The organism is Enorma phocaeensis, assembly GCF_016901575.1.
Classification (GTDB): Bacteria; Actinomycetota; Coriobacteriia; order Coriobacteriales; family Coriobacteriaceae; genus Limicola; species Limicola phocaeensis_A.
Genome location: NZ_JACJKQ010000024.1, coordinates 1 through 19471, shown reverse-complemented (window position 1 = coordinate 19471; position 19471 = coordinate 1). Strand labels below are relative to the sequence as shown.

Annotated in this window: 13 protein-coding genes and 1 other RNA gene; 6 read left to right on the top strand and 8 right to left on the bottom strand. The window is 62.4% G+C overall.

The features are described from left to right. Positions 1 to 2 precede the first annotated feature (2 nt). The 3 genes from H6A15_RS09405 to H6A15_RS09395 all read left to right on the top strand — a co-directional run bounded on the left by H6A15_RS09405 (position 3) and on the right by H6A15_RS09395 (position 5294). Positions 3 to 2552: a homocysteine S-methyltransferase family protein gene (locus tag H6A15_RS09405; protein WP_204673499.1), complete on the top strand. Its 2550-nt coding sequence runs from the start codon at positions 3 to 5 to the stop codon at positions 2550 to 2552. A gap of 151 nt (positions 2553 to 2703) precedes the next feature. Next, the gene (locus tag H6A15_RS09400; RefSeq protein WP_204673498.1) at positions 2704 to 4068 is read left to right on the top strand and encodes a PFL family protein; all 1365 of its coding nucleotides are present in this window, start codon (positions 2704 to 2706) and stop codon (positions 4066 to 4068) included. Positions 4069 to 4409: 341 nt separating this feature from the next. Continuing rightward, positions 4410 to 5294, top strand: a complete 885-nt coding sequence (locus tag H6A15_RS09395) for a class I SAM-dependent methyltransferase (RefSeq protein WP_204673497.1) — start codon at positions 4410 to 4412, stop codon at positions 5292 to 5294. 145 nt (positions 5295 to 5439) lie between these two features. Here H6A15_RS09395 and H6A15_RS09390 read toward each other — a convergent pair whose 3' ends face one another. Both H6A15_RS09390 and H6A15_RS09385 read right to left on the bottom strand, forming a co-directional pair. Beyond that, positions 5440 to 6132 (bottom strand): hypothetical protein, encoded by a 693-nt coding sequence (locus H6A15_RS09390; protein ID WP_204673496.1) that lies wholly within the window; start codon positions 6130 to 6132, stop codon positions 5440 to 5442. A 464-nt stretch (positions 6133 to 6596) separates the two neighbouring features. Continuing rightward, on the bottom strand, positions 6597 to 9743 hold the full coding sequence (locus H6A15_RS09385; protein ID WP_204673495.1) for a vitamin B12-dependent ribonucleotide reductase: 3147 nt from the start codon (positions 9741 to 9743) through the stop codon (positions 6597 to 6599). Positions 9744 to 10125: 382 nt separating this feature from the next. Between H6A15_RS09385 and yhbY the strand changes: the two genes are divergently transcribed. Beyond that, positions 10126 to 10425: a ribosome assembly RNA-binding protein YhbY gene (gene yhbY / locus H6A15_RS09380; RefSeq protein WP_204673494.1), complete on the top strand. Its 300-nt coding sequence runs from the start codon at positions 10126 to 10128 to the stop codon at positions 10423 to 10425. Between the two features lie 196 nt (positions 10426 to 10621). On the opposite strand, the gene H6A15_RS09375 is transcribed toward yhbY, so the two are convergent. The 6 genes from H6A15_RS09375 to H6A15_RS09350 all read right to left on the bottom strand — a co-directional run bounded on the left by H6A15_RS09375 (position 10622) and on the right by H6A15_RS09350 (position 17538). Beyond that, entirely contained in the window at positions 10622 to 13669 is a 3048-nt protein-coding gene (locus tag H6A15_RS09375; RefSeq protein ID WP_204673493.1) for a BTAD domain-containing putative transcriptional regulator, read from the bottom strand. Between the two features lie 500 nt (positions 13670 to 14169). Beyond that, positions 14170 to 14901 (bottom strand): glucosamine-6-phosphate deaminase, encoded by a 732-nt coding sequence (nagB, locus tag H6A15_RS09370; protein WP_204673492.1) that lies wholly within the window; start codon positions 14899 to 14901, stop codon positions 14170 to 14172. A gap of 65 nt (positions 14902 to 14966) precedes the next feature. Beyond that, on the bottom strand, positions 14967 to 15464 hold the full coding sequence (locus H6A15_RS09365) for a PTS sugar transporter subunit IIA (protein ID WP_204673491.1): 498 nt from the start codon (positions 15462 to 15464) through the stop codon (positions 14967 to 14969). Between the two features lie 193 nt (positions 15465 to 15657). After that, entirely contained in the window at positions 15658 to 16053 is a 396-nt protein-coding gene (gene rpsI, locus H6A15_RS09360; protein ID WP_204673490.1) for a 30S ribosomal protein S9, read from the bottom strand. A gap of 3 nt (positions 16054 to 16056) precedes the next feature. Then, positions 16057 to 16500, bottom strand: coding sequence for a 50S ribosomal protein L13 (rplM, locus tag H6A15_RS09355; protein WP_204673489.1), 444 nt, complete (start codon positions 16498 to 16500; stop codon positions 16057 to 16059). Positions 16501 to 16662: 162 nt separating this feature from the next. Next, the gene (locus tag H6A15_RS09350; protein WP_204673488.1) at positions 16663 to 17538 is read right to left on the bottom strand and encodes a patatin-like phospholipase family protein; all 876 of its coding nucleotides are present in this window, start codon (positions 17536 to 17538) and stop codon (positions 16663 to 16665) included. A gap of 584 nt (positions 17539 to 18122) precedes the next feature. On the opposite strand from H6A15_RS09350, the gene ssrA reads away from it, so the two are divergent. Then, positions 18123 to 18490, top strand: a transfer-messenger RNA (tmRNA) gene (gene ssrA, locus H6A15_RS09345). 101 nt (positions 18491 to 18591) lie between these two features. After that, positions 18592 to 19389, top strand: a complete 798-nt coding sequence (locus H6A15_RS09340) for a CPBP family intramembrane glutamic endopeptidase (protein ID WP_204673487.1) — start codon at positions 18592 to 18594, stop codon at positions 19387 to 19389. Positions 19390 to 19471: the final 82 nt, after the last annotated feature.

Below are 19471 nucleotides of genomic sequence, written 5' to 3'. Positions count from 1 at the left end.
AGATGTGTATAAGAGACAGCGCCCCGATCTGCGCCCAGCTCGCCGCAGGCCACGCGTACACGCCGCGCTCGCTCGAACGCCTGCGCATCGCCGACGCCGACCTCAAGGCCTCGCTTCATGGAGAGCGCTACCTGCTGTTTGATGGAGGCATGGGCACCATGCTCCAGGCTGCCGGCATGAAAGCAGGCGAGAGGCCCGAGCTGCTCAACCTCTCGCACCCAGACGTCATCCAAGGCGTGCACGAGGCATATGTCGCCGCCGGAAGCGAAGTCATCACCACCAATACCTTTGGCGCAAATGCCCTCAAGCTGGGCGGCGACGCCTCGGTGGAAGAGGTCTTCGCGGCGGCCGCGCGCATCGCACGAGACGCCGGCGCGCGCTACGTCGCAGGAGACATCGGACCTTTGGGCACCCTGCTGCATCCCCTGGGAACGCTCTCGTTTGACGAAGCCTACGAGCTTTTCGCCCAAGAGGCCCGGGCAGCGGCGGCGGCCGGCGTCGACCTGCTTGTCATCGAGACCATGACCGACCTTCTTGAAATCAAGGCGGCGGTGCTCGCATGCCGCGAGCATACCGATCTGCCCATCTTCGCCACGATGACCTTCGAAGACGACGGTCGCACCTTCCTGGGAACCTCGCCAGAGATTGCCGCGGCGACGCTCGACGCCCTCGGCGCCGACGTGGTGGGCATCAACTGCTCGCTGGGGCCCGCCGAGCTTCGCCCCTTCGCAGACCGCATGCTCGCCACAACCTCTAAGCCCGTGATGGTGCAGGCGAATGCCGGGCTCCCGCGAGTCGAGAACGGGCGCACGGTGTATGACATCGACCCCTCGGCCTACGCTCACGCCGTAGCCGGCATGGTCGCCGACGGCGTGTCCGTCGTCGGCGGCTGCTGCGGCACCACGCCCGACTACATCGAGCTTCTCGCGCAGCTGCTTGAAGGCAAGCGCCCCGAAAAGCGCCGCGTCGAGCCGACCTGCTCCACGACAAGCGCCCGCGCCATGGTCGACCTGCCCTCGGATAGCAGACGGATCGCCGTCATCGGCGAGCGCATCAACCCGACCGGAAAGAAGCGGCTGCAGCAAGCCCTGCGCGACGGCGACCTTGACTACGCGGTGGGCCAAGGCATCAGCCAGCAGGAGCAGGGGGCCGACATCCTCGACGTCAATGTGGGATTGCCCGGCATCGACGAAGCCGACGTGTTGACACGCGTCTGTGAGCAGCTTTCTGGAACGGTCTCGCTGCCCCTGCAGATCGACTCGACCGATCCTGTTGCCGTCGAGACGGCCGTGAGGCGCTATCCCGGAAAGCCCATCATCAACTCGGTGAACGGGAAGCGCGAAAGCCTGGATGCCATCCTGCCGATAGCCGCCCATTACGGAGCGAACGTGATTGCCCTCACGCTCGACGAGCGGGGCATCCCCGAGACGGCGGACGAGCGCCTTGAGATCGCAAGCCGTATCATAGAGGAGGCCGCCCGCTATGGCATCGGGAGAGAGCGCCTGCTCGTCGACTGCCTAGTCATGACCGCCTCCACCAACCAAGACCAGGCGCTCGAGATCCTGCGTGCCGTCACGCTGTGCCGAGAACGGCTCGGCGTCCACTGCGCGCTCGGCGTGTCCAACATCAGCTTCGGCCTGCCGGCGCGCGAGATCATGAACGCCACGTTCCTCGCCGCCGCCTTTGGAGCGGGGCTCGACGCCCCCATCATGAATCCGGGATCTGAACGCTACATGGACGCCGTCCGCGCATTTCGGGTGCTGAACGGAGAGGACACCGGGTCTGTCGCCTACATCGACCGCTACGCCACATGGCGCGATCCCTATAAGGGGCAGGGCGCCGATAAGGACAGGACACCGGCGCATGCGGCGAGCGCTTCCGCCGCTTCCCCGTCTACGGCGAAAACGGAACCCGAAAGCGATGCCGCCCCAGACGGCGCGTCCCAGGTGCAAAGCCTCGTGCTCGCCGGGCGACGCGACGGCATGCGCGAGGCCGTCGAGCGCCTCTTGGCATCGACGGACCCCTTGGAGGTCGTCAACGGCTGCCTCGTCCCCGCTCTTGACGAGGTCGGGCGCCGCTTCGATGCGGGAACGTACTTCCTCCCCCAGCTCATGGCTTCCGCGGAGGCGGCGCGCATCGGCTTTGAAGCCATACGCGCCCACATGCCCGCAGACGACGCGCCCAGCAAAGGCGCCATATGCCTCGCCACGGTGAAGGGCGATATCCACGACATCGGCAAGAACATCGTGCGCATGTTGCTTGAAAATTACGGCTACACCGTCTTCGACCTGGGCAGAGATGTCGACCCCGCCGACGTCCTCGCCTGCGTGCGCGAGCGGGGGGTCCGCGTGGTGGGGCTGTCGGCACTCATGACCACCACGGTTCCCGCCATGCGCGAGACCGTCGAGCTGCTGCGCCGTGAAGCCCACGAGGTCAAAACCATCGTGGGAGGCGCCGTGCTCACCCCCGAATACGCGCACGAGATCGGAGCCGACTACTATGCCAAGGACGCCGCCGAGGCGGCGCGCATCTGCGAGGAGCTCTTCTCATAGGAGCTGGGCGCGGTAGGCCCACCCAACGCCGCATTGCCCCTGTAAACGGTGCGGACACGAGTTCCTTGTCATGCCGGACGCTTGCCATGGACGCTAGAATAGGTGCCACGACAACCGGCAGACGCTGCAATACATCGACATAAGGAGCGCTATGGCAATCACCCCGGCAGAGATCGCCGAGACCCGCGGCATGGTCGCGGAGCAAAATCTCGACATTCGCACCATCACCATGGGCATCTCCCTCATGGGCTGCGCCGACGAAAGCATCGACCGCATGTGCACCAAGGTCTATGACCGCATCACGCGCACGGCCGAGCACCTTGTGGAGACCGCGCAGAACCTCGAACGCGAATACGGCATCCCCATCGTGAACAAGCGCGTCTCGGTAACGCCCGTGGCGCAGATTGCGGCGGCATGTCCCGACGAGGACCTCACCCCCATCGCGCACGCCCTCGACCGTGCCGCCGAGACGCTCGGCATCGATTACCTTGGCGGATTCTCCGCGCTCGTGCACAAGGGCACCGGCGATGGCGACCGTCGCCTCATCGCCTCGATTCCCGAAGCGCTCGCCAATACGAGCCGCGTGTGCTCAAGCGTCAATGTGGCAAGCCTGCGCGCCGGCATCAACATGGACGCCGTGCTCGAAGTCGCCAAGGTCGTCCGCCGCTCCGCCGAGCTCACGGCCGACGAGGACTCCGTGGGCGCTTCCAAATTCGTGGTCTTCGCCAACATGGTCGAGGACTCCCCCTTCATGGCCGGTGCCGTCCATGGCGCAGGCGAGGCCGACGCGGTGATCAACGTGGGCGTCTCCGGCCCCGGCGTCATGGCAGCCGCCCTCGAGCAGCTTCCGGAAAGCGCCAGCATGATGGAGGTCGCCGAGAAAATCAAGCAGACAGCGTTCAAGATCACCCGCGCGGGCGAGCTTATGAGCCGCGAGGCGGCTCGTCGCCTCGGCGTCGAAAAAGGTATCGTCGACCTGTCGCTCGCCCCGACGCCCGCCGTGGGCGACTCGGTCGCGCGCATCCTTGAGATCATCGGCGTCGGCACCTGCGGCGGCCCGGGCACCACGGCGGCCCTCGCCCTGCTGAACGACTGCGTGAAGAAGGGCGGCGTCATGGCGACCTCTTCGGTAGGAGGCCTGTCGGGCGCCTTCATCCCCGTCTCTGAGGACGCGGGCATGATCGCCGCCGTAGAGGCGGGCGCGCTCTCACTTGAGAAGCTCGAGGCCATGACCTGCGTGTGCTCCGTCGGCCTGGACATGATCGCCATCCCGGGCGATACCAGCGTGGAGACCATTGCCGGCATCATCTCCGACGAGATGGCGATCGGCGTGATCAACAACAAGACCACCGCTGTTCGCATCATCCCCGCCATCGGCAAGGGCGTCGGCGACGCCGTGGAGTACGGCGGCCTCTTTGGCCGTGCGCCCATCATGCCGGTGAACCAATTCGCCGGCAACGTGTTCGCGCATCGCGGCGGACGCTTCCCCGCCCCGCTCAACTCGCTCAAGAACTAGCCGCGTACCGCCAGGGGCTCTCCACCGTACTCGTCTTGCAAGCCCCTGGACTTGCATTCACTTACGCTTGCATTCGCTTGCGCACGCCAAGAATCGGCCACGATGGTCGCCGTGCCCACCCGCTGGGCAGGTGCCTCGTGGCCGACGCCTTTCGATGGTCAATACGAATGCCCGCTATTGACCGACAACCCTATCAACTGCCAGCGGCATACCAAAAGCACGGCCTGTTCGACCGCCCGCTCGCCCGGCAAAGCGAATCGCCCCCGCACACATGGAAAACGCCGCCGTATTATAGATGCCGATGACAGCGGAGCAAGACCCGGGCAGCAAAGGATGAACGCATGGCAGCATCTACGGCGACCCTGCTTACAACAGACTGGAACGAGGAATGGAAGGCACTGCAGGCCATGCGCCGCCGACCCGACGACCCCTCGTTTTGGAATGCGAGGGCAAAGCATTTCAAACCGCGCGAGACCCATCCGTATGCTCGCGACTTCATGGCACTCGTCGAGGCGCGCCCGGGCGAGAGCGTTCTCGATATGGGATGCGGCGCCGGATCGCTTGCCATACCGTTTGCCCGCAACGGGCATCCGGTCCTAGCTTGCGACTTTTCTCCTCGCATGCTCGATGTGCTCGATGAGGGCGTCCGACACTTTGGGCTTCAGGACCTTGTCCAAACCCGTTGCCTCGCATGGGATGAAGACTGGGATGAGGCGGGCATGGAGCCAAAATGCGTGGACATCGCCATCGCAAGCCGCTCGATTGCCACCGCCGATCTTGCAGAGGCCCTGCTGAAGCTCGACCAAGCGGCGCGACGCCGCTGCTGCATCACCCTCGTTGCCAACGCAAGCCCTCGCGTGGACCGACACATCATGGACGCCATCGGGGCCTCGGTCACCGAAAGCCGCGACTATGTCTATGCGTTCAATATCCTCGTTGGCCTTGGAGCATGCCCCGAGGTCCGCTATATCGAATCATGGCGACGCGACACATTTGATTCCCTGGAGGCCGGCGTCTCCGACTTTACCCGCATGCTCGAGGGCGGCAACGAAGACCGCCTCCCCGAGCTCAAGCGCTATATCGAGCAGCATATGATAGAAAACCCGCGCGCGGGAGAACCCGGCGAGAAGGGCAGGCCCGAAGGCCGCTATATGCTGGACCACCAGCGCGTCGTGCGCTGGGCATTCATTGCCTGGTCTCCCCTCTCGAACACAAGGGCACGCTAGCAGCACCAGACGTGGAGCCCACGCCGCGCCTGAACTGAATCCGCGGCACAAGCCCGCCATAACGCTTCGGCACGCAATGAGACCGCCCATGCACTGAGCAAGGGCATGGGTTCGAAACGACGAGAACGAGAGCCCCTCTGCTTTGCTACTGGGTCCCACCAAGAGCGACCGTGTAGGCCTTGCCATCCGTGTCCGTAAGGGTAAGATCCGTCCCGTCCAAGCCGATGCTTGCAACAGTGACGTCGCCCGTACGGTACACGGAGGCGACCCCGCCATCGCCATGCATGATGCTCTGGATGCAGAACCCGTCTTCGGTATTTGATACCACGTAGAACACGTAGTCCTTCACAACAAACCCGACCGGGTCTCCTGCGACCTCAAGCAGCTCGATCGGAGCCGCATCAGAGCCCTGCATCTGATATCCAAAAATGGTTCGACCGTCTTCGGTCACGGCGATGGAGTAGGTGTAGGACATGGCGTCGATGGTGTCGCCATCGGCATAGAGCGCCACCTGCTGCTGGGAGCCATCGGCAGGGGCGCCATCGGTCTTTTGGCCGCTGACATCAAGCTGGGCAGCCTCCCCAGCGACGTCGGCGCGGTCATCGTGCAGCATGACGCCCAGAAACGCGCCTCCGAGCACGAAGAGGATCGCTGCGGCAAGCGCGCAGCCAACAAGCACCGCCACGGCCACGCGCGCGCGTCCGCCCCTTCGAGACGGCGTGGCAGCCGACGGCCGGTCCGTTCCCAAGGCGGCGCGGCGCGCCCGCGCCTCTTCTTCTGGACGGGTCGCATGCGCCGCATGCTTCGCAGCCTCAGCGGCATTGATGGGTGCCTGCACATTCGAGGCGTTGCGAGGCGCAGCTGAGCCCGTCTGGCGGAAACGCCTTCCTTCAGGACGAGAAGATGGGCCAGAGGATGGGCTGGGGGTGCGAGAGGGGCGGCTTTCGGGCATGGCAACTCCTTAAGGCAAAACGCGACGTCGCGGACGCTTTGCGCCGCGTCTTCAGCTTACCACCCCGACTCGCCACAAAAGGTTTTCTCACAACCCTCTCAAACGTCCGGCAACCGCCCCCGACGCAACGTTCTCGGGGCCGGTTTTCCTTTTTTTCCTATCTTTTCCTTTTTCCTTTTCTGTCAAACACGCCCAAAAGATAGGGTTGCTGGGCGGAGCGCATGCCCCTCTACCCGGATGTGCAACCTCCCGCAACGCATCAGGCTGCCGTGGACGGACACGGACCATGGCGCCATGCCCCGAAGCCGAGCGGCAAGGCGGCGTGCTACGGGAGGTTGCCCTCGTTGATATCAGCTGCAGCCGGTGGTGGTGCCGCAGTCCATGCACACCTTGCATGTCCCGTTTTGAACCATACGTGAGCTGCCGCAGGTGGGACAGGTGCTGCCGTCGTAGAGACGCTCGCCATGCAAGGCGGCGTCATGTGCCGCCTCATTGATGAAGGCGGCGGTATAGAAGTCGCTCGAATCGACCGAACCGGTCTCCTCGACAAGCTCGACGGTCTTCTCCTCCACCAGGCGCGTCAGCTGCTCGCCGGGCACCGCCGGGGTATCCTCCTCGCCATATCCCGATGCCGACACGCGGCTCTCGACCGCAGCGACCGCATCGGCGGCACTCAGCGCACGGGGCTGCTCAATCGCCTCGGGCTTCACCTGGACGCGCGTATAGTCGCCCAATTCGATGTCGATGACCTTTGAGATCAGGTCCGAGATGCTTGTCACGTACTTGATGTTGGGATGGCTCTGGACGAAGCCATAGGGCTCATACATTTGTCCGCGCAGCATCTTGGAAATGCTCTCGGCGGGAATGCCGTACTGCAACATGACCGAGATGGTCTTTGAAAGCGAGTTCAGAAGGCCCATGATGGTGGTGCCCTCGCGGTCGGTCGTCACAAAGAGCTCCGAGATCTGGCCGTCCTCGTTGCGGTTGACCGTGGTGTAGATCTTCACGCCGTCAATCTGCGCCAAATGCGTGCGCCCGTTGCGGATGCCCATGATGCGGCGGCGCTGCGCCGGGCGTGCGGGACGGGCAAGCTCGGCCTTTGCCGAGCGAGCATAGTCGAGCAGGGCGGCATAGGAGAGCTCTCCCAGATCCTTCTCGCCGCCGTCATCAGCAAGCGTCGTGTTGAGCGGCTGGGCGTTTTTAGACCCGTCGCGATACAGGGTGATCCCCTTTACGCCCGTCTGCCACGCCAGCATGATCACGTCTTTGAAGTCTTGGACGGTGGCCGAGTGAGGAAGGTTGACGGTCTTCGAGATGGCGCCCGAAACAAGAGGCGTAAGCGCCGCGACCATGAGCACATGCCCGCGCGGCGAGATGTAGCGCTCGCCGGTTCCACAGACGTTCGCCGTGTCAAAGACGGCGAGATGCTCTGGCTTGAGATGCGGGGCGCCCTCGATCTTGCCGTCGATGACCATGCCGGCATCGTCGGTCGCCTGCACGTAGGCGAGGATGTCCTCGACTTCCTCTTCGGAATAGCCGAGGTGGCGCAGGGCATCGCCGATCACGGGGTTCGCAATGGTCATGAACCCGCCGCCCGAGAGCTTCTTGTAGATCATGTGGCTGAAGAAGGGCTCGATAGAGGTGGCGGCGCAGTCCATCGCAAACGAGATGGTGCCCGTGGGCGCCATGACGCTTACCTGCGCGTTGCGGTATCCGTAGCGCTCGCCAAGCTCCTCGGCAAAGGTCCACGACTCGATGAGCGCGCTTGCAAGCCTGCCTTCACCCGCCTGCGTGAGCAGGTCGAAGTCGACGATGGGCGGCTCAACCGTGAGGTCCTCGAAGGCATCGGTGCGAGCTCCGGCCACGCGCGCATGGTTGCGGATGACGCGGGCCATGTGGCGCTTGTTGATGGAATAGCAATCGAACGGCCCGATCTTGCGCGCCATGATGGCCGAGGCGGCATAGCTTCGGCCCGTGAGGACGCCGGCGAGCGCCGACGCCAGGGCGCGGGCCTCGGGCGAGTCGTAAGGCATGCCCTTCGCCATGAGCAGGCTGGCAAGATTGGACATGCCGAGGCCCGTCGCACGGAAGCGATAGGTCTTGCGAGCGATGTCGCGCGTGGGGAACTGCCCCCACGCGATCGATGCCTCGAGGGCAAGCTGGATGAGGTCGATGGCATGCTCATAGCCCTCGACGTCGAACTCGTCGAGCGCAGGGTCATAGAAGCGATACACGTTGATGGATGCGAGGTTGCAGCTCGAATCGTCCAAGAACGCATACTCGCCGCACGGATTCGTGGAATTGAGGCGGTTGTAACTTGCCCCGACCACGCCGTCCTCGCCACCGGGGCAGGTGTGCCATTCGTTGAACGTGTCGGAAAACTGCGGCGCCGGATCGGCACAGCGCCATGCGCTCTCGTTGAAGATGTCCCAGACATGGGCCACCGATACCTCGCGGTCGAGCGCGGGGTCCACGCGGCCCTTTAGGGTATAGGTGGCATCGGGGTCTTCGTCGAGCGTCATGACCTTCGCCATGAACTCGTTGTCGATACGCAGGGAATTGTTGGAGTTCTGGCCCGACACGGTCGAATACGCCTCGCCGTTGATGTCGCCGTCATAGCCCATCTTCATGAGGGCGAGCGCCTTGTCCTCCTCGCGGGCCTTCCAGGTGATGAACTTCTCGATATCCGGATGGTCGATGTCGAGGCACACCATCTTGGCCGCTCGACGCGTGGTGCCGCCGCTCTTGATGGCGTCCGCGTTGCGGTCAAACCCCCGCAGGAAGCTCATGACGCCGCTCGATACGCCGCCTCCCGAAAGCCGCTCCCCCTCGGCGCGCAGGGCCGAGAAGTTTGACCCGGTTCCCGACCCGCCTTTGAACAGCTTGGTCTCGGTAACGTATTCGTCGGAGATGGAATGATCGCCCAGCAACTTGTCCTCAACCGAAACGATGAAGCAGGCGCTCGCCTGGGTGCGGGAATACTGGTCGGGGGACTCAACGACCTCGCCGGAGTCGGGGTCGACGTAAAACATGCCCTGGGGTTCGCCGGAGATTCCGTATGCGCGCTTCAGGCCGGTATTGAACCACTGGGGCGAGTTGGGGGCAAAGCGCTGGTCCAAAATCATGTAGACGAGCTCGTCATAGAGCACCTGCGCCTGCTCGCCGTCTTCGATAAGGCCCTCGTCGACCAGGGAGGCAACCCAAAAGTCCACCATGCGGTGAGCGACCTGGCGCATGGACGTCTCGTGCCCCTTGCCGGGGACGCCGGCGCGGCGGAAGTACTTCGACGCGATGATGTCGACCGCGTTTTGCGAATACTGAACGGGAAACTCCAGGTCATGCATGTCGCACAGCACTTTACCGGTCTTATAGTCGGTCAGATGCACGTCGCGAAGCGACCATTCGAACAGATCATATACCGTCTTGCCGGCGCACTGCGGCTCCTCGAGCACGCTCGTAAAGCGACGCTGGACAAGCTCCTCTATCTTGGTTGCCATGGCGGTCCTCGCTTTCCATCGGTTGGGCCTACTATCTCATCCTGCGCGGACATACGCTTTCCGTGCCGCGGCAGGCGGTGCGGTCAAGAGTCAGCCGATGACGATTCTATCAAGCGCCATTCCAAGATATTGTGCTTTTCCGTAAACGGTAACACCATATATTGCTTTTTTACAGTCACATTATGCGCGCTGATACACGGGTTTCCGGACATGTCGCAGCTCGACGGTCCCGCCCATGCATTCCGGTTTCTTTACGAAGCCGGCATGCGTGCGAGCGCAATGCATACGCCATGCGGTAAGGTGGGGCGCGACAAATCGGGCCGCCGGCAGGCGGCATCACCAAACGCAGCGGATGCTCCAAGGCATCCAGAAGGAAGGTTCCATGGCTTTGACCGGCAAGCAGGTGAGGCAGCTCCGCAGCCTCGCACATCATCTGAATCCCGTGATCATCGTCGGCAAAGGCGATGTCAACGACGGCACCGTCGAGCAGGCAAACGAGGCGCTCGAGGCCCATGAGCTCGTCAAATGCTCGGTTCTCGACACTTCGAGCCTCGAGACGCGCGAAGCGGCCAACGAACTCGCGGAGCGCTGCCAGGCAGAGGTGGTGCAGGTCATCGGACGCAAGTTCTCGCTGTACCGGCTCTCTCAACGCAAGGATATCGAGCATATCAAGCTCGTCTAGCAAGCTGCCGCTCGGCCGCCCCGGTAAAAGGAAGCCCCGGCACAGGGCCGATGCGGGCACAGGCGAGAACGCGACGGCCCGCATGTCGCCGCGTGAGCCGAGCCCTGCGCCCCCGCGGCAAAACGAGAGCCAAAACGAAACTCGCCGACACCAGATGCGCCCCCTTGTGCCCCCTTGGCGCAAGGGGGCGCACCCCTTACGATACCGACCCATGTCGACGCTTCCTCTGCATGATCCTTTCGTAGAGCGCCCGCGTCTCCGGCTCGGGCAGACCTCCCCCGTGCTCCCTCAGATAGACGCCGTGGCGCATGAACAGCTCCTCGACCTCTCGACGCCGTCCATCCAGGTCATACACGCGCATCGCCGCCCTCACCACGTCTTCACGTCTCGGCTCATAGCGAAGCGCCGCCTCCACCATCCATATCGCCGCGCCCGTGTTCTCCTCGTCGATCGCCAGCTCGACGCCGCGCATCATGCAGTCGACGAACTTCGCCTGCAGCACCCTGCGCATGTTTACAAAAAACCGCGGCGTATTCCGATCCGGCACGTAGAGCGGCCCCACATACACCTGCTCCGCCTTCAGGCACAGCTCGATCAGCTGGGGAGCGCTGGCGCCGTTGCGCCTCAGCAGCACCTGACGCGTCAAGGCGTTGAAGACCATGATGTCCGAAGAGATGTACTCGACGTTGATGGCCACGCCCTCTCCCTGCGTAACGAGGTAGTTCACGCCCATCTGGCGCTGACCGAGGGCGCCCCGCAAGGTCGAGAGCGTGGTATAGAGATTGGATTTCGCCCGCTCGGGAGCGAGTCCCGGCCAAAGCTCTCCAGCCAGCACGTCGCGCGGAACAAACGAGCCCTCGGCGAGCACCAGACGCGCGGCGAGGACGCTCGCCTTCTTGCGCTTCCACAGCTCGTCGACCATGACATGGCCGCCCCGCTCGGCGCGAAAGCCCCCGAACAGATTGATCCGCACCTGCTCTTCGTCAAGCTCGGGCTGCGCGACCACCTGAAACGGTCGGTCGACCTTGGCGTCCTCTGGGGCAAGCAGGCTATAACCCACGAGCAGCTGCCTGGGCAGGAGCCTGCGCAGCGAATCCGCGCGCTCCCCCAGAGCATCGATGGCAAGGCGCGCCACAAGCCGCATCGAAGGATCGAGCAGCGACACGCGATGCATGGAATACCAAGCCGAAAGCTCGGCGTCCATGCGCGCCGCTGACAGCTCGAGCGCCACGCGCCACGCACGCAGCGAATCGACGCCCCGCTCGGCCAGATCTATGGCGACGGCCTCCTCGCGCAGCGTGACGAGCGACGTGTTTCGCAGCTGTGCGACCCGTTCGAGGAGCTTTGCCCATCCAAAGATGAAGTCGAGTCCCTCCCCCGCGAGCCCTGCCGCCTGCCGCCCGCGAAATCCGGCGTTGATGACCTCTCCGTGCAGCAGGTCTTGCCAGCCCTCGAGCACCGTGCAGAGCAGCTGCATCTCTTGGTTGTTCGCCCTGACATAGAGGGTCCCCGCGTCTGAAAACGCACGCTCGTCGGCAACCGGCATGCCCACGAGAAGCCGGCGGGTCGCAAGCGCCAAGCGCATCTGGCCTGCGACCCATGTAAGCCCCTCGTCGAGCAACTCCCCGCAGATGCCCGCGTACAGCTCGTCGCGCTCATCGAGCCGCAGCGTGCCGCCCATGAGCGCCTCCCCCATCATCCGGTCCGCCTCGACCAGCAGCCTCGGCTGATCGAGGCGGACGCTGTCACGCAGCCCTTCGGCCGCCAGAGGCTCTTCGAGGTCTTCATGCCGCACCAGAGCGTGGAGGAGCCGCGCATGCAGCGACAGCAAGATGCACGCGTCATCGCTTGTCGCGACATCTCCCCCATGGTCTCGCTCGGGAAGCTCCGTCCCATCGGAGCCGCCCCAGGCACTATGTATCGCCTCCGCCCGCGCCCACGCAAACGCGCATCGCTCGCCCCCGCCGTCGTCTGAAAGACGCTCGAGGCGCTTTGCCGCAAACCGCGCCTGACGAAGGTCTCCGGCAATGATCGAAGCCGCATAGAGCGCCACAAGCTCGATCGCCCGCGGGCCTGCATGGGACGAGGGGCCGCGAGGGGCATCGAGCGTGCGCAGCACAAGCCGGGCATGTCCCGCGAGTGAAAACTCTACGGGATATGCCCGTATGGCGCCGAGCGCCATGGCGGGGGAAAACTGTCCCTCGACAAGACGTGCCGCATCGTCGACGCGCCCGAGCTTCATGAGCGTCTTCACGGCGCGCCTCGCGAGCCGCGGACTTTTGTCAACCACGTCCTGCCGCAATCTCTCCAGCGCGTCAGCCGCGTCCGTCAGACAGGTAAACGTCTGGTTCGCAGGGTCAATACCAAAGATGGGATAGTCGCGCGCAAGTGCGGAGACTTGACGCTGCGTGATTGCCGGACCGCACCGGCCCACATCGGAGAGCGACCCGGACCCCAGCAGCATCATGAGCGCCGCCACCGACCACAGAGACCCCTCTTCGCCCTCGATCTCCGCCATGACCGACTGGCAGACCTCGTATACGCAGGAGCTGTACTGCCGAGGCGGTTTTGCAAGTCCGCCCAGCGATCCTCGAAGCGCCGCGACGAGCGCCGGGATGCCCTGCGTGAGCCCGTAGACATCTATTGCCACCGGCAGCGAGAACACCCTCATCCATTCCGCATATTCGTGGGGGCCTACCGTCAGCGCCCGCGGCGCGATCTTAATCGAGTCTCCGAACGCCTTGATCAGCGTCCGGTTGGACGGCAAGCAGGATGCGACGACCCCGCAACCGAGGCGGCGCAGCCCTCTTAGGCGCTCCACCAGCATCCGCGCGGCGCACGCCTCAAAAACAGGAAGGTTGTCGATCGCGACAAGGGGGCGGTCCTGTCCGGAAGTGATCTCTTCGACCTCGTCCAGCTGGAGCAGCAGCTCATCGATCTGCGCGTCATGGGCATCTATCAGCACCGCGGCGCCTCGCTTTGGATCGGTGCGAACCTCCTCCACCACCTGTATGAGCAGTGCCGTCTTTCCAAAATGACTCGGCGCACATATGAGCACCGCCTTTCCGGCGGCGTCATGGGCAAGCACATCGCGAATCAGACCCCTTCTCCGCACGGTGAAGCTCACCCCCATGGGAAGCGCCTGCACGCCTTCGACAGCCATGGAGGCAGAAGGGCTGCCGTCCCCGCCCCGCCATTCCGTGCCCTGTTGGCCGTCGCTCACGCCCGCTTGCCTCATCGTCATCGCTTGCTCCTCCCCAACCCCACCATATGCGGACAGCCCGACCACAGCATCCAAATCTTTCAGCCCCCCTTGGGGCATGTTAGATTCGGGCAAGAAACATCGAAGACAGTGAAATGCCGCGCACATTCGACACGAAGCGACGCGATTTCGCAAATCCGCACGTCAACGCAACAATGTAGCCCCCTCAACATATTGTTGACCATTATGATGGCGCGGCGCGCCCAGATGGATACCGTTCACAGACGAATCTCGTCCATACGCCGATAGGCGCATGACAACACAACGAATCCACCCCTCGACGCCTTCGTTCCATCGTCCCCACTCGTGTTAGATATTGGATAGATTTTGGCAAGAAAAAGGGCCCTGGATCTCCAGGGCCCCAATCAGGATATGGCGACGCCCACGCGGCATCATTCGGCGCTCACGACGCGCATCTCACGCGTGGGGCGCAGGCGTTCGCAGCAACGGCAATGCCACGTAGCGGGCGGCCGTCCGGCAATCTACTCGCAGAGCGAGAGCGCCGCCTCGTCGGCGACGACCACGACGTTGGGATGCAGCTGCAGGATGGACGCGGGGCAGGACGGGGTGACCGGTCCGAAGCACATGTCATGCACGGCCTGAGCCTTCGCCTCGCCGTTGGCGACCACAAGGATCTGGCGGGCATACATGATGGTCTGGGTACCCATGGTGTACGCCTGGCGCGGGACGTCCTCGATGCGGTCGAACAGACGGCTGTTGGCCTGAATGGTCGACTCGGTAAGGTCGACGCAATGCGTGCCCTTCGAGAAGTGGTCATCGGGCTCGTTGAAGCCGATGTGACCGTTGTTGCCGATACCCAGAAGCTGCAGGTCGGGATAACCGGCGGCGGCGACGATCTCGTCATAGCCGGAGCAGGCGGCCTCTGCATCGGGGTTGGAGCCGTCGGGCACATGCGTGTTGGCAAGGTCGATGTTCACATGATTGAACAGGTTCTCACGCATGAAGTAGTGATAGCTCTGGGGGTCGTCATGCGAAAGGCCGCGGTACTCGTCCAGGTTGTAGGTGCTCACCTGAGCGAAATCGAGGTCGCCCTTGTTGTACCAATCGATAAGCTGCTTGTAGGTGCCGATGGGCGTGCTGCCGGTGGCCAGGCCCAGAACGCAGTCTGGCTTCAGGATGATCTGGGCGGAGATGATGTTCGCCGCCTTGCGGCTCATGTCCTGGTAGTCACGGGCGCGTACGATCTTGAGCATGTGGACCCCTTTCTATGGATGCTCACGTTAGCGGCCGCCCCGACAGCAGCCGCTCCAATCACCCCTCATCGCTCGCGAGCGGTGATGAGTTTCTCGAGTTCAGACACCGTGTCGCCCACGCTGCCTTTGATACTGGAAAATTCTACGGCATTGCAAATCAGAATGGGCGCGGTGACGTCGTAGCCCTCCTTGCGGATTGCCTCGCGATCGAACTCGATGAGCACGTCGCCCTTCTTGACCGTATCGCCCACCGCCGCGTGAACCTTGAAGTGGCGCCCCTCCAACTTATAGGTATCGAGCCCGACGTGGATCAGGACATCGAGCCCCTCGTTGGTATGGAGCGCGACCGCATGGCCGGTGGGAAAGATCGCCTTGACCTTGGCGTCCGACGGCGCAACGACCTTGCTGCCCGTAGGAATTATCGCCACGCCTTCGCCCAGCGACCCGGAGGCAAACGTGGGATCGCCAACCTCAGAGAGCGGAATCACCTTGCCCGCCAGCGGGGAAAGTAGAACGTTTCTTCTCCTGTGTAACCCAAAAGATCTCAAAGCTCGTTGGAACATGACTCCCCTAGATCACCCGTGCAAGAGAATATAAGCCGCTTTCGCGGCCCCTTCTATCGTACCTCATTTCTTCCCATTTCGGTGTCGCTGTAGCATCCAGAATCTCAACCGAAGATGGGCGCCTCCTTGAGAGACGAAAAAAAGGGCCCGCCGAGCATCTCGGCAGGCCCTTGAACATCCAAGGTAAGAGAAATTAACGCTTGGAGAACTGCGGAGCGCGACGGGCCTTCTTGAGACCGTACTTCTTGCGCTCGACCACGCGCGCGTCGCGCGTGAGGTAGCCGGCCTTCTTGAGGTCGGCGCGGTAGTCACCGGCGTTGAGCAGCGCACGAGCGATGCCCAGGCGCAGAGCGCCAGCCTGGCCGGAGATGCCGCCGCCATCGCACAGAGCGATGACGTCGAAGGAACCGGCGGTGTCGGTAACCTTGAAGGGCGCCAGAGCCATGTCGAGCAGGTTCTGGCGGCCGAAGTACTCGGCGGCGTCACGCTTGTTGACGGTCACCTTGCCGGTGCCGGGAACAAGGCGGACACGGGCCACGGCGTTCTTGCGACGGCCGGTGCCCTGGTAGACAACGGTGTTCTCAGCCATAGCTTATGCCTCCAGCTCGATCTTGACGGGGTTCTGGGCAGCGTGCGGATGCTCGGGGCCAGCGTAGACCTTGAGCTTGGTGAGCTGCTTGCGACCAAGGGTGGTCTTGGGCAGCATGCCGCGCACGGCGCGCTCGATGACCGTCTCAGGATGCTTCTCCATGGCAGTGCGGAAGCTCTCAGCCTTGAGGCCGCCGTTGTAGCCGGTGTGGCGATAGTAGGTCTTGTGAGCGGCCTTGTTACCGGTAAGCTGGACCTTATCGGCGTTGATGACCACCACGAAGTCGCCGCAGTCGGAGTTAGGCGTGAACTGGGGCTTGTTCTTGCCGCGCAGGATCATAGCGATCTGAGTGGCAAGACGACCCAGAACAGCACCCTCGGCATCGATGAGGACCCAGTTGCGGGAAACCTCACCCTGCTTGGCATAGTGAGTCGACTTCTGAATCACTTCGGACTCCTCCAATAATACGTGTCTTGACAGAGATTCACGGGGCTCTGAAAAGTAACTTGATGAGTATACCGCGCCGCCGCCGTGCGTCAACCACCTTCCGCAGGTACAGGAAGGGTTTTTCGCAGAGTCTTCAACACTTTTTTCGAATGGCCCTCAAGGCTACCCCAGATACGCCCGAATCGCATCGAGCTGCCGCGTCGCCTCCTGCCTGCCCTGAATGTAGAGCGCGAGCAGCTTCTCGGGATCGCGCTCCATATGACCGACCTCGACAGGGGTGGGAGGCGCAATCACAAGCGCCTTCCCCTCGCGCTCATATTCCCAAATGTGCTCGCGTTGCTCGTTGTAGCGCGTGTGACGCGTCTCGAGCGCATCGATCAGATACGGGTACTTTGCATAGCGGGCGCGGGCGGCCCCCATGAACTCGTAGGGACCCTTCTGGTAGTCGCGGTGCTGCGTGAGCACCACCACCGCGCGGGCAAATCCCTCGTCCTCGAACACATGCTCCACGGGGACCGAATCGGCAATGCCACCGTCAAGATAGAAATGCCCGTCGATCTCGACCGGAGAGGTCACAAGCGGCATGGAGGTCGAGGCGCGCACCGCATCGATGTCAAGCGTCGCGCTCGCGACCTCGAGATAGGCCGGCGTGCCGAATACGATGTCGGTTACCGTGGCGAAGAGCCTCGCCGGATTGGCTAGAAAGGCATCGTTGTCGAAGGGGTCGAGACGGTCCTGGACGTCGTTGAGCATGAAGTCGTAGCCGACAAGGCTGCCGCTGGCCGCCACGGCCTCGGCGCCCATGTATCGCCCGTCGTTGCAAAACGCGAGGTTGACGCGGTTCACGCGTCCGATCTGACGTGATTTAAAGTTCAGGCCAGAGAGCGTGCCCGCCGACACTCCGTATATCGCCGCCGCATTGAGCCCCTTTTCGAGCAGCACGTCGAGCACGCCCGCGGTGAACTGGCAGCGGAAGCTTCCGCCCTCAAGTACCAAGGCGACCTTGTCGCTGTTGTCAACCGGTGTCTGAGCTCCCATCTCCATGCCATGCCTTTCTCATACACCGCCACGCTGCAGCACGCCTCCCGCACACATCGACGGCCCCACATCACCAAGGCAAAAGACGTGGCCAGCAGAAGAGCCCCGACGGCAACGGGCCGTGGCGGCAACCGTTTCCTTGCCACATCTTCTACCACTTCATCAGCAACTTCAGTCACACGGCGCCGCAAGCCGCATGCGAACTCTTTTCCGCCAAGCAGACGGGGACGTCGCGCCTAAAAGCCCTTATCTGTGCCCCTGGGCTCCTCCCCGCCCGTGCGGGCGGGGAACCGGGCTCGGGCGCCGCACCACCGTTGCCGAACTTCACCCAACGCACGCAAACGAGACGTGGACGCACCTCAGAAGCAAAAGCGTGTCACAACTGACATGAAAGGCCCGATTTTGAGGTGTCCGTGTCAGTTGTGACACGCTTTTCGGCAACGCATTTCGCGGCGAGGATGCAGCGAGGGAATAAGCCGGCAAACAACGTGGTAGAATACCTACTCCCCAGCGATGCGTCGCGGGGAGAGAACCTTGACAGGTCGAGTTGGGCACGCCTGGAGCGGGCCCGCCAGACCGCCTTTGGGGCCGACTGGTTTCGACACGATAGCTCTGAGAGAGGAAGCAGGCCGTGGTCTCCTCGCCACGTTAAACAGGGGTACTGTCAAAATGAATTGACAAGAATTCTTCTTACGAGCCTCAGCTGGCTCTTGCTGCTTAATTAATTAGCGGCACGTCAATCCCGTGATGTCCCCGACACGGGTGCGATGTCATCTTAGGGGAATGCTCCCGCGCACGTAACCGGTATGGCGCGGGCTAAGACCGAACCGGTTGGGACGCCGCGAGCGTGTCGCTGCGCGCAACGCGTCCGAGACCAAACCAGCGACTGAGCCTGGAGATGCCGATCAGGGGGCTTTCGTGGACCGGAGTTCGATTCTCCGCGGCTCCACCAAATCTGACATGCAGGTAGAAATGTGTTTCTACCTGCATTTTTCTTGCTCTTTTCAGAATAATCTGATAGTATAAAGTAAATCTGGTATTCAAGAGACGGATATGAAAAATCAACGCATTTTATTGCCCTATTTATACGCCCTTATCACCATTGTCTGTACCTTCCTGGTAGGTCAGCTTATCCTGTGGTTTGTACCGGACAACACGAATATCTGGGCTTCCGTGCTGTTCATTTTCATGAATCTGCTGCCGATGCTGGTTGCCTTTGGTTTCGTGCAGATGTCCGGTGAAGTGTCTGGAATAGGGCAAATTCTTAAAGCGGCGTTTTCACCGCACGAACGCCGGTATGCCTATGTCACCGCTCTGGCGGTGCCGCTTATCTATTACGGAATATCAGTTTTACTGGGAAATGTGACTTTTACCGGTTCCCCATTTTCGGCCATGATTGCCTATTTCCCCTGGACGCTTTTGCAGGGCGGACTGGAAGAGGTGGGGTGGCGATGGTATCTGCAAACCCATATATCCATAAAGAAAAGTTTTGTGCTGAAAATGCTCGTTATATCCGTCATCTGGTTTATATGGCATTTCCCCATCTATCGTCTGCCGTGGATCACGGCTGGTTCCTCCAATTACCTCATCTTTTTCCTGATGATACTTGGGAACACATTTACCCTGGGTGCAGTAAAAGAATTGTCGCGCGGCTCCATTCCTTGCATTCTCGCCCATATGCTTATAGACACAGCGGCGGTCACCATGCTTGTTGGGAGCAATTTAACAAAAGTAGCTTTGCTTGTCGGCGTGGAAATTATCCTCTCTGCGATTCTGGTAGGCATATTGGGCCGCAGGCGAAAGCAGCAAAGCCAGGTCTTGAGTAATCACCCTGCTCGGTACCGGGTGTAGCGCGAGTCGATACTACCCTCCGCCCCCGCCGATATTCCGCTTCGATACCGCCGATATCGCGCCTCGATACCGCCCGCGGGCG

Coding starts and splice junctions, on each gene's coding strand:
- H6A15_RS09350 (WP_204673488.1), bottom strand. CDS start 17,538: ATGGGAGCTCAGACACCGGTTGACAACAGCGACAAGGTCGCCTTGGTA.
- yhbY (WP_204673494.1), top strand. CDS start 10,126: ATGGCTTTGACCGGCAAGCAGGTGAGGCAGCTCCGCAGCCTCGCACAT.
- rpsI (WP_204673490.1), bottom strand. CDS start 16,053: ATGGCTGAGAACACCGTTGTCTACCAGGGCACCGGCCGTCGCAAGAAC.
- H6A15_RS09375 (WP_204673493.1), bottom strand. CDS start 13,669: ATGACGATGAGGCAAGCGGGCGTGAGCGACGGCCAACAGGGCACGGAA.
- nagB (WP_204673492.1), bottom strand. CDS start 14,901: ATGCTCAAGATCGTACGCGCCCGTGACTACCAGGACATGAGCCGCAAG.
- H6A15_RS09340 (WP_204673487.1), top strand. CDS start 18,592: ATGAAAAATCAACGCATTTTATTGCCCTATTTATACGCCCTTATCACC.
- H6A15_RS09395 (WP_204673497.1), top strand. CDS start 4,410: ATGGCAGCATCTACGGCGACCCTGCTTACAACAGACTGGAACGAGGAA.
- H6A15_RS09365 (WP_204673491.1), bottom strand. CDS start 15,464: ATGTTCCAACGAGCTTTGAGATCTTTTGGGTTACACAGGAGAAGAAAC.
- H6A15_RS09400 (WP_204673498.1), top strand. CDS start 2,704: ATGGCAATCACCCCGGCAGAGATCGCCGAGACCCGCGGCATGGTCGCG.
- H6A15_RS09385 (WP_204673495.1), bottom strand. CDS start 9,743: ATGGCAACCAAGATAGAGGAGCTTGTCCAGCGTCGCTTTACGAGCGTG.
- H6A15_RS09405 (WP_204673499.1), top strand. CDS start 3: ATGTGTATAAGAGACAGCGCCCCGATCTGCGCCCAGCTCGCCGCAGGC.